Below are 7150 nucleotides of genomic sequence, written 5' to 3'. Positions count from 1 at the left end.
CGGAGACGTTCACGTCCGGTTCTGTGAGGGCCTGAGGGGGTGGTTCCCTCGGGCTACTCGACTTGTGATACTCTGTAAAGGTAAAATAGACGCACCGATACAAAATGGTGAAGATGGTTCTGGATAGATGCGAACTCAGGCTCAATGATCAGAAACCAAGATAATCAATGCCTATCAAGATAGCTTTGATTTCCTTGGGTTCCGATTTCAAATGAGACGCAGCCCCCGAAGCGGGAAGTGGTACCCACACACTGAGCCATCCAAACGCTCGGAAGAGCGCATCAAGGCAACGGTGAAAAGGTTAACTCACCGCCGAAGAACACCGGTATCGGTGCCGGACTTGATTGATGAGATCAACTATGCGACCCAAGGCTGGTCAGCTTACTTTCACTACCAGCACAGCACGAAAGTGATGGCTCGGGTCAAATGGTTTACCGAAGAAAGGGTCCGTAAGCATTTATGCGTACGGCATAAAGTTCGTACCAGGACAAATGGGTATAAACGGTTTTCTACAGATTTTCTGTACAACAAGTTGTATTTGTATAGAATCCCAACTTACGCAAAGTGGAAAAGGGCGCAAGCCTTACAATGAAGAACATCGGAAAGCCGTGTACGGGAGAACCGTATGCACGGTTTGATGAGGGAGCACTGAGGATGCAAGGCCTTTGGAACACGTAGTAGCCGCGTGCGGCAAGGCGTCTCGAATATAAAAAGGGCTGAAGAAACCGGCCGAATCAGTGCTCTACTCTACCCCCCGAACTCTTGGCACTTAAATGAAATAGATTAAAAAGATCAGGAGTTAATGCAATGGGCCATTTAACGCTTTTGGAGAATGTCTTTAAAAAGTGAAGGGAAATCTACATTTTCCCCTTGACAAAACTTATCATAGATGTCCCCGGAATTATAGTTCTGCATGTACTTTTTCCACGGTTAACCGAACTCCCAGTGCCTTGCAAACTCTTTGTATGGTGTCAAAACGAGGATGACTTTGAGGTCTCAGTGCCTTATATAAGGACTCTCTCTTAATGCCGCTAGCTTTTGCAATTTCACTCATACCCCGCGACTTGGCAATATGCCCCAATGCAGCAGCCAATTCCGAACCATCATTTTCTTCAAGCACTTGCTGCAAATATTCAATAATATCTTCCTCATTCTTAAGCTGTTGAGCCATATCAAATTCAAGCATGTTATCGATTTTCAATTTATTGGACATTGTTTTCCTCCTTTATCTGAACAGCTAACAACTTTGCAGCTTTTATATCATCGGATTGGCTACTTTTATTTCCTCCTCCGAGCATAATTATAAGCTGATCACCAAGTTGAATGTAATACATCCTCCAACCGGGGCCAAAAAATTCACGCATTTCAAATACACCATCTCCTACAGAACTAACATCACCCAATAGTCCGCGTTGAACTTTTTCTAAACGACGAAGTAATCTGATGCGAGTTGACCTATCCCGCAAACGATTTACCCAATTCTCAAAATTTGCTGTCCACTTCAATTTATACATGCATTTATTGTAATCGTTCGACTACAATAAATCAAGAAAAATCCTGGTACTTACCTGCCTATTGTACTCAGACCAATACCCTTGACAAGGGTACTTTCTTTAATTCAATAATTTTTTTCCTGGATTTTATTTAAATTTAATATGGCTTATAACTAATTTTATGTCTACTTTGTGGGTGTCCTATAGTTTAATAATTAAGTATGGTGTTTGAATGCATAAGTTAGGCAAGGAATAATACCCGATTTTAATTTGGGGGCCAGCCCCTAACCCCCCGGGATTTAACGCATTATGGACAGAAACATGGGAGAGGGGCAATACGCAATTGACTGTATATCACCCCCCATGTCTCCGTCACCAGCTACGGCGCTCAGGTTGCTTCCCAGCATTGCCCTATCCTCGGAGCTGGTAATGGTATCTTACCATAGGGAAAATGAATTTTAAATCGGCAGATTCTCTTTACAAAAAAGACCTCCAAGCGGCATGATGGCTTTAGAAAGCGGCTGGAATAACCTGAGTCATCCAGAATCAATTACCACAAGGAGGTCATAATGAGTATGCATTACATTGGTTTAGATATCCACAAAAAAATTATCGCTTATTGTATTAAAGCAGGCGATGGAACACTTCTTGGGAATGGAGTGATATCTGCAACCAGGCCGGCATTGGAAGAATGGATGGAGCAACTTCCCCCGCCCTGGACGGTTGCAATGGAAGCAACAATGTTTACCGGCTGGATTTATGACTTCATAAAACCTTATGCCGATGATATTAAGGTCGCTCATCCTGAAATGCTCAAAGCGATTACAGCAGCTAAAAAGAAAAACGATCTATCTGATGCCCAGAAAATATGTGACCTTCTCAGAGTTGATCTGTTACCGGAATGTTATATGGCTCCGAGCGAGTTGCGAGAATTAAGAAGAATTTTAAGATACAGAAACCACATAGTCAGAACAGCAACCCAAACTAAAAATAAAATCTCTGGACTTTTAATGGAGGTCGGGTGCTGAATACAACAAAAAAAAGCTACATGGCAAACGCTATTTTCTGTGAATTAATGGACACCATTGAGCATGTCTCATCATCCGTCTCAGAAATGTTATAACTTAGCAGGTCAAATCTGGAGATTTTTACTAATATTCAAAAAAAGCTCGTACGGGTGCTAAAAGAAAACCCGCTGATCTGAGAACGGGTAACCCGGCTGCAAACAATTGGTGGGGTTGGAGAGGTGACGGCTTTAACCTGGGTGTTGGAAGTCGGTGAGGTAGAGCGATTTGGAGCAGTACGTCAGGCAGTTAGTTATTGTGGCCTTTGCGCGGCTCAAAAAGAATCTGGCGGCAAAGAAAGTCGTGGTCCGATATCCAAAAAACGAAATAAACATTTGCAAACTGTTCTGGTTGAGGCGGCAAAACTTGCACCACATTGGAATCCTCAATTGGCTGAAATTCATGAAAGGGAATTGAGAAAGGGAAACAAGAATAGAGCGACCCTGGCCGTAGCAAGAAAACTTGTAGCCTATATGCTGGCTGTTGAAAAATCCAAAAAGGATTTTGAGGTGACAGCTCCATATCAGGCTGCCTGATACGGTCGCATTGATACATTAATAGCATTGCATTTACAATAGATCTTCCCGCTGGTCCTTGCTTTCTGGGGACTATGTGATCGGCAACCGCCGTGATACATCATTTATAGTGTTTCAAGGTCAGCGGGTTTACCCAAACTTAATCTTCTGTGATGGTTCCTTTACAAAAGGACCTGATACAGCAAATAGATGTCTGGTCAAAAGATCTTTATCTTTTTGGCACTTAAATGAAATAGATTAAAAAGATCAGGAGTTAATGCAATGGGCCATTTAACGCTTTTGGAGAATGTCTTTAAAAAGTGAAGGGAAATCTACATTTTCCCCTTGACAAAACTTATCATAGATGTCCCCGGATTTAGTCCGGATTTACGGATTTAAATGCCCTGGTATTATATCGTTTAAATCTAGATTATCCGACGATGTAATACTAATGCAAAAGAATAATGAGAATGAATCAGAAGCCTTTTTATTGTTATTTGCCAAAAAAAAAGGAGGGGGCATATGGATTATAACTTGAAGTGTATTAATAACAAATTTTTCGGTATTCTTGTAATTTTAATGATCATTTTAGGCTTTGTTTTACAAGTGGGCTGTGTTCCACAATCTGAATATGATGATCTTCTGGCCGAAAATGAAGAATTGAAGGCCAGATTAGAAGAATGTATGCATGGTGCTGAAAAATTAATAGCTAACGCTGAAAAGGCATACAAGGAAAAAAAATATGAGATCGCTCGAAACAATATTAAGTTATTGCATGAAAAGCATCCTGAATCACCTAAAAATGAAGACTTTAAGCAATTATTGAAAACAATTGAGATAAAAGAAATGGAGGAAATAAAAAGAAAAGAAGAAGAAGAAAAAGAAAGAATCCGCATAGCAAATTTAAACAATACCGGAATGTGGGGAATTCGATATTTCGTCGATGATTTTGGAGAAAAAACAGATGAAAAGTACATTAGCAATGAATATTTAATAAATGGGTCATTTAGCAACTCAGCAACTCAAAATTCAAAGTTAACTGTACGATTTGTAATTACAAGGGAAGACATTTCAATACTACTTTATGAGTATGCTGGGGATAATCCCGTTAAAGCTATTGGATACAATAGAGATAAATATTATGTACATATTAAAGACAGTAATAATGAAAAGTTAAGTATGAACGCAGAGCTTAAACAAGACAGGTTGAGCTTTAATAAAAATTCAAAAGAAGTTCATAGTGCTTTTATGAAAGGTGGTTCTATTATGTTCAAAATAGAAAAAAATCATGATCCAATAAATGTATATCATTTTACAATAGAAAATGCGGATTGGTATGAAAATGCATACAGAAAGTTAAATAATTAAGAATAGTTGTTTCTGTCTCAAATAATTTAATTTGCCCCAATCCCCGACAAAAACAAGGAAACTTAGTTTAGGAAATATGGGTAGAGTAGAGCACTGATTCGGCCGGTTTCTTCAGCCCTTTTTATATTCGAGACGCCTTGCCGCACGCGGCTACTACGTGTTCCAAAGGCCTTGCATCCTCAATGCTCCCTCATCAAACCGTGCATACGGTTCTCCCGTACACGGCTTTCCGATGTTCTTCACTGTAAGGCTTGCGCCCTTTTCCACTTTGCGTAAGTTGGGATTCCAACTTTTGCACAAATTTGATTTCCCCTCCATCCTTCTCTATGGACTTAAAGCTGACACCATCTATTCCAGGTGCACCTTTGTTTGCCCGGGCAAGGCGATAGGCATGACCAAGGATGTCAGCCCGGTAGACCTTGTCATATAAAGAATAGAAACGAAAATCCGGTTCCTGCTTGGCCTTACAATAGAGCTTCCTCTGAAGCGTCCTGATCCTATCCGGAGTTAGTAGCATATTGCAATCTCCTGATCCTCCGCTCGTTAGTTACGTGAACAAAGTAGGGTCCCTTTCCTTGGCCGGGGTTATGTTGTCCCTCAGCCTCAATCGGTACTATGAACCCCTCCGACTCCCAATACAGCCCCATGGAATTTCGGATCTCCTTATATCCATCAGTTAACGGCCCTTCACCGTAACCGCATTGGGTCTCCCGCACTGCACTGCAATTCTTCCGATACATGCCATCCCTGCTACCCCGGAAGATCACCTGAAAGGATTTCCGTTTTCTACTCCCAGGCACTACGGCCTTCCCTTGATGTCCAAAAGGTCGGCATCTTCAATTAGTTGACGAGGCTACATATAGGTTCACTTTCGTTACGGCCTGCATCTTTGCCCATAAGAAACTTACAACCTCTGGTTACCCAGACGCTGCTTCCCGGTGCTAAGAAGGCGTACGGACAATTCCTCCTTCAGGACTTTAACCTGTTAGAACTACAGTTGTTACGGCATACGGACACCATACTGAATTCAACGAATTCCCGCCTATGAGAAAGTAAGTCAAGAAAAAACACTTCACCCTTTGAATAAAAATGCATTTTTTTTGCTTACGGTCTCCAGGTTGCCTATTCACAATGTGTTCCTGTATTTGTTCATTAACGGCTCTTGCTTTATCATCTCTTTACAATAAGGTTCTCAGCGAAAAATAGGGGACAGACCACGTTTTATTATCATCAAAGTCGATGGCAATCGGGTAAAGAATCGCAAGTGGGAGATCGGGGTAAGAGTAAGAATTATTAAAAGCCCTTTTCTTCAAAAGCCCTAAAACTAAAGCCCTCATCACTTCGGTGGTGGGGGCTTTTTCGTTTCTGCGCCTTTCTTTCCAATTTATGGGTCAGTTTTTATCTTTGTTCCCGTGTTAAATAATCTTACAATTGAGATAGCTTAAGCCTTTCTGGTTAATTCCAGGGAGGCTTTTTTGTTTTACAACCAATAAAAAAAGGAGTCTATGTCCATGGCAAAGTTTTGTTTAACTTCAGGATTTGTTCAAAATCCTCCGACATGTCCATTTGGCAAGGGTAAAATCGATTATTACGACACGCAGTTACCGTGAGTCTGGGAATTCGGGGTAGAGTAGAGCACTGATTCGGCCGGTTTCTTCAGCCCTTTTTATATTCGAGACGCCTTGCCGCACGCGGCTACTACGTGTTCCAAAGGCCTTGCATCCTCAGTGCTCCCTCATCAAACCGTGCATACGGTTCTCCCGTACACGGCTTTCCGATGTTCTTCATTGTAAGGCTTGCGCCCTTTTCCACTTTGCGTAAGTTGGGATTCTATACAAATACAACTTGTTGTACAGAAAATCTGTAGAAAACCGTTTATACCCATTTGTCCTGGTACGAACTTTATGCCGTACGCATAAATGCTTACGGACCCTTTCTTCGGTAAACCATTTGACCCGAGCCATCACTTTCGTGCTGTGCTGGTAGTGAAAGTAAGCTGACCAGCCTTGGGTCGCATAGTTGATCTCATCAATCAAGTCCGGCACCGATACCGGTGTTCTTCGGCGGTGAGTTAACCTTTTCACCGTTGCCTTGATGCGCTCTTCCGAGCGTTTGGATGGCTCAGTGTGTGGGTACCACTTCCCGCTTCGGGGGCTGCGTCTCATTTGAAATCGGAACCCAAGGAAATCAAAGCTATCTTGATAGGCATTGATTATCTTGGTTTTCTGATCATTGAGCCTGAGTTCGCATCTATCCAGAACCATCTTCACCATTTGTATCGGTGCGTCTATTTTACCTTTACAGAGTATCACAAAGTCATCGGCATATCTCACCAGTCGCCCCCCGTAAAAACGGGGGCAGGTCATGGCGTTCCCATATTCTGTCAAGAAGATGAAGATACAGATTTGCCAGGAGTGGTGAAATAACTCCTCCCTGTGGGGTGCCTAACCGATTCTCTTGCCTCCACCAATTATTCGATGCTTGTTTCCATCCTGTTCGACAACCGGCGCTTTGAGCCATTGCTTGATTAAGGATAGTATCTCCTTGTCTGCAATTCTCGTCGCAACTACTGTAAGCAGTTTTGAGTTGCGGAATGGTGTCAAAGTATTTAGGATTAAATCAAGCATCTACAACTTGACGATGCCCTGTCAGCAATGCTTCGCTTATTGCGTCTACTGCATCATGGGCAGACCGTTTCGGTCGAAAGCCA

The 7150-nt window shown here is 42.1% G+C and carries 8 protein-coding genes; 4 read left to right on the top strand and 4 right to left on the bottom strand.

Translation table 11 applies throughout. From position 1 onward, the window contains the following. The first annotated feature begins 211 nt into the window (after window positions 1-211). Window positions 212-592 carry a group II intron maturase-specific domain-containing protein gene (locus tag DESPODRAFT_RS19110; protein WP_245531973.1) on the top strand — a complete coding sequence of 127 codons (381 nt, stop codon included), beginning with the start codon at window positions 212-214 and terminating at the stop codon, window positions 590-592. Between the two features lie 309 nt (window positions 593-901). Here DESPODRAFT_RS19110 and DESPODRAFT_RS00235 read toward each other — a convergent pair whose 3' ends face one another. Continuing rightward, a complete protein-coding gene (locus tag DESPODRAFT_RS00235; protein WP_004070411.1) occupies window positions 902-1213 on the bottom strand; it encodes an addiction module antidote protein in 312 nt (103 codons plus the stop codon). Then, a complete protein-coding gene (locus DESPODRAFT_RS00230; protein ID WP_004070410.1) occupies window positions 1203-1514 on the bottom strand; it encodes a type II toxin-antitoxin system RelE/ParE family toxin in 312 nt (103 codons plus the stop codon). The genes DESPODRAFT_RS00235 and DESPODRAFT_RS00230 overlap by 11 nt, the downstream gene beginning before the upstream one ends. Window positions 1515-2062: 548 nt before the next feature. Here DESPODRAFT_RS00230 and DESPODRAFT_RS20760 point away from each other — a divergent pair. From DESPODRAFT_RS20760 to DESPODRAFT_RS00220, 3 genes are all read left to right on the top strand, one after another. Continuing rightward, window positions 2063-2521, top strand: a complete 459-nt coding sequence (locus DESPODRAFT_RS20760) for an IS110 family transposase (protein WP_245531972.1) — start codon at window positions 2063-2065, stop codon at window positions 2519-2521. A gap of 218 nt (window positions 2522-2739) precedes the next feature. Next, window positions 2740-3093, top strand: coding sequence for a transposase (locus DESPODRAFT_RS20755; protein ID WP_245531971.1), 354 nt, complete (start codon window positions 2740-2742; stop codon window positions 3091-3093). Between the two features lie 501 nt (window positions 3094-3594). Then, window positions 3595-4440: an EexN family lipoprotein gene (locus tag DESPODRAFT_RS00220; RefSeq protein WP_004070408.1), complete on the top strand. Its 846-nt coding sequence runs from the start codon at window positions 3595-3597 to the stop codon at window positions 4438-4440. Between the two features lie 193 nt (window positions 4441-4633). On the opposite strand, the gene DESPODRAFT_RS20475 is transcribed toward DESPODRAFT_RS00220, so the two are convergent. Further along, complete coding sequence (locus tag DESPODRAFT_RS20475) at window positions 4634-4957, bottom strand: hypothetical protein (protein WP_040015765.1); 324 nt, start codon at window positions 4955-4957, stop codon at window positions 4634-4636. Window positions 4958-6224: 1267 nt separating this feature from the next. Beyond that, a complete protein-coding gene (locus DESPODRAFT_RS18455; protein WP_052314642.1) occupies window positions 6225-6806 on the bottom strand; it encodes a group II intron maturase-specific domain-containing protein in 582 nt (193 codons plus the stop codon). Between the last annotated feature and the right edge of the window lie 344 nt (window positions 6807-7150).

Source organism: Desulfobacter postgatei 2ac9, assembly GCF_000233695.2.
GTDB lineage: Bacteria > Desulfobacterota > Desulfobacteria > Desulfobacterales > Desulfobacteraceae > Desulfobacter > Desulfobacter postgatei.
Note: the sequence above shows the minus strand (reverse complement) of the source record. Positions and strands in the feature narration are given on the sequence as shown.

What these genes read in the sequence shown, in the direction of transcription:
- DESPODRAFT_RS19110 (WP_245531973.1), top strand. Translation starts at nt 212, where the DNA reads ATGAGACGCAGCCCCCGAAGCGGGAAGTGGTACCCACACACTGAGCCA.
- DESPODRAFT_RS00235 (WP_004070411.1), bottom strand. Translation starts at nt 1,213, where the DNA reads ATGTCCAATAAATTGAAAATCGATAACATGCTTGAATTTGATATGGCT.
- DESPODRAFT_RS00230 (WP_004070410.1), bottom strand. Translation starts at nt 1,514, where the DNA reads ATGTATAAATTGAAGTGGACAGCAAATTTTGAGAATTGGGTAAATCGT.
- DESPODRAFT_RS20760 (WP_245531972.1), top strand. Translation starts at nt 2,063, where the DNA reads ATGAGTATGCATTACATTGGTTTAGATATCCACAAAAAAATTATCGCT.
- DESPODRAFT_RS00220 (WP_004070408.1), top strand. Translation starts at nt 3,595, where the DNA reads ATGGATTATAACTTGAAGTGTATTAATAACAAATTTTTCGGTATTCTT.
- DESPODRAFT_RS20475 (WP_040015765.1), bottom strand. Translation starts at nt 4,957, where the DNA reads ATGCTACTAACTCCGGATAGGATCAGGACGCTTCAGAGGAAGCTCTAT.
- DESPODRAFT_RS18455 (WP_052314642.1), bottom strand. Translation starts at nt 6,806, where the DNA reads ATGACCTGCCCCCGTTTTTACGGGGGGCGACTGGTGAGATATGCCGAT.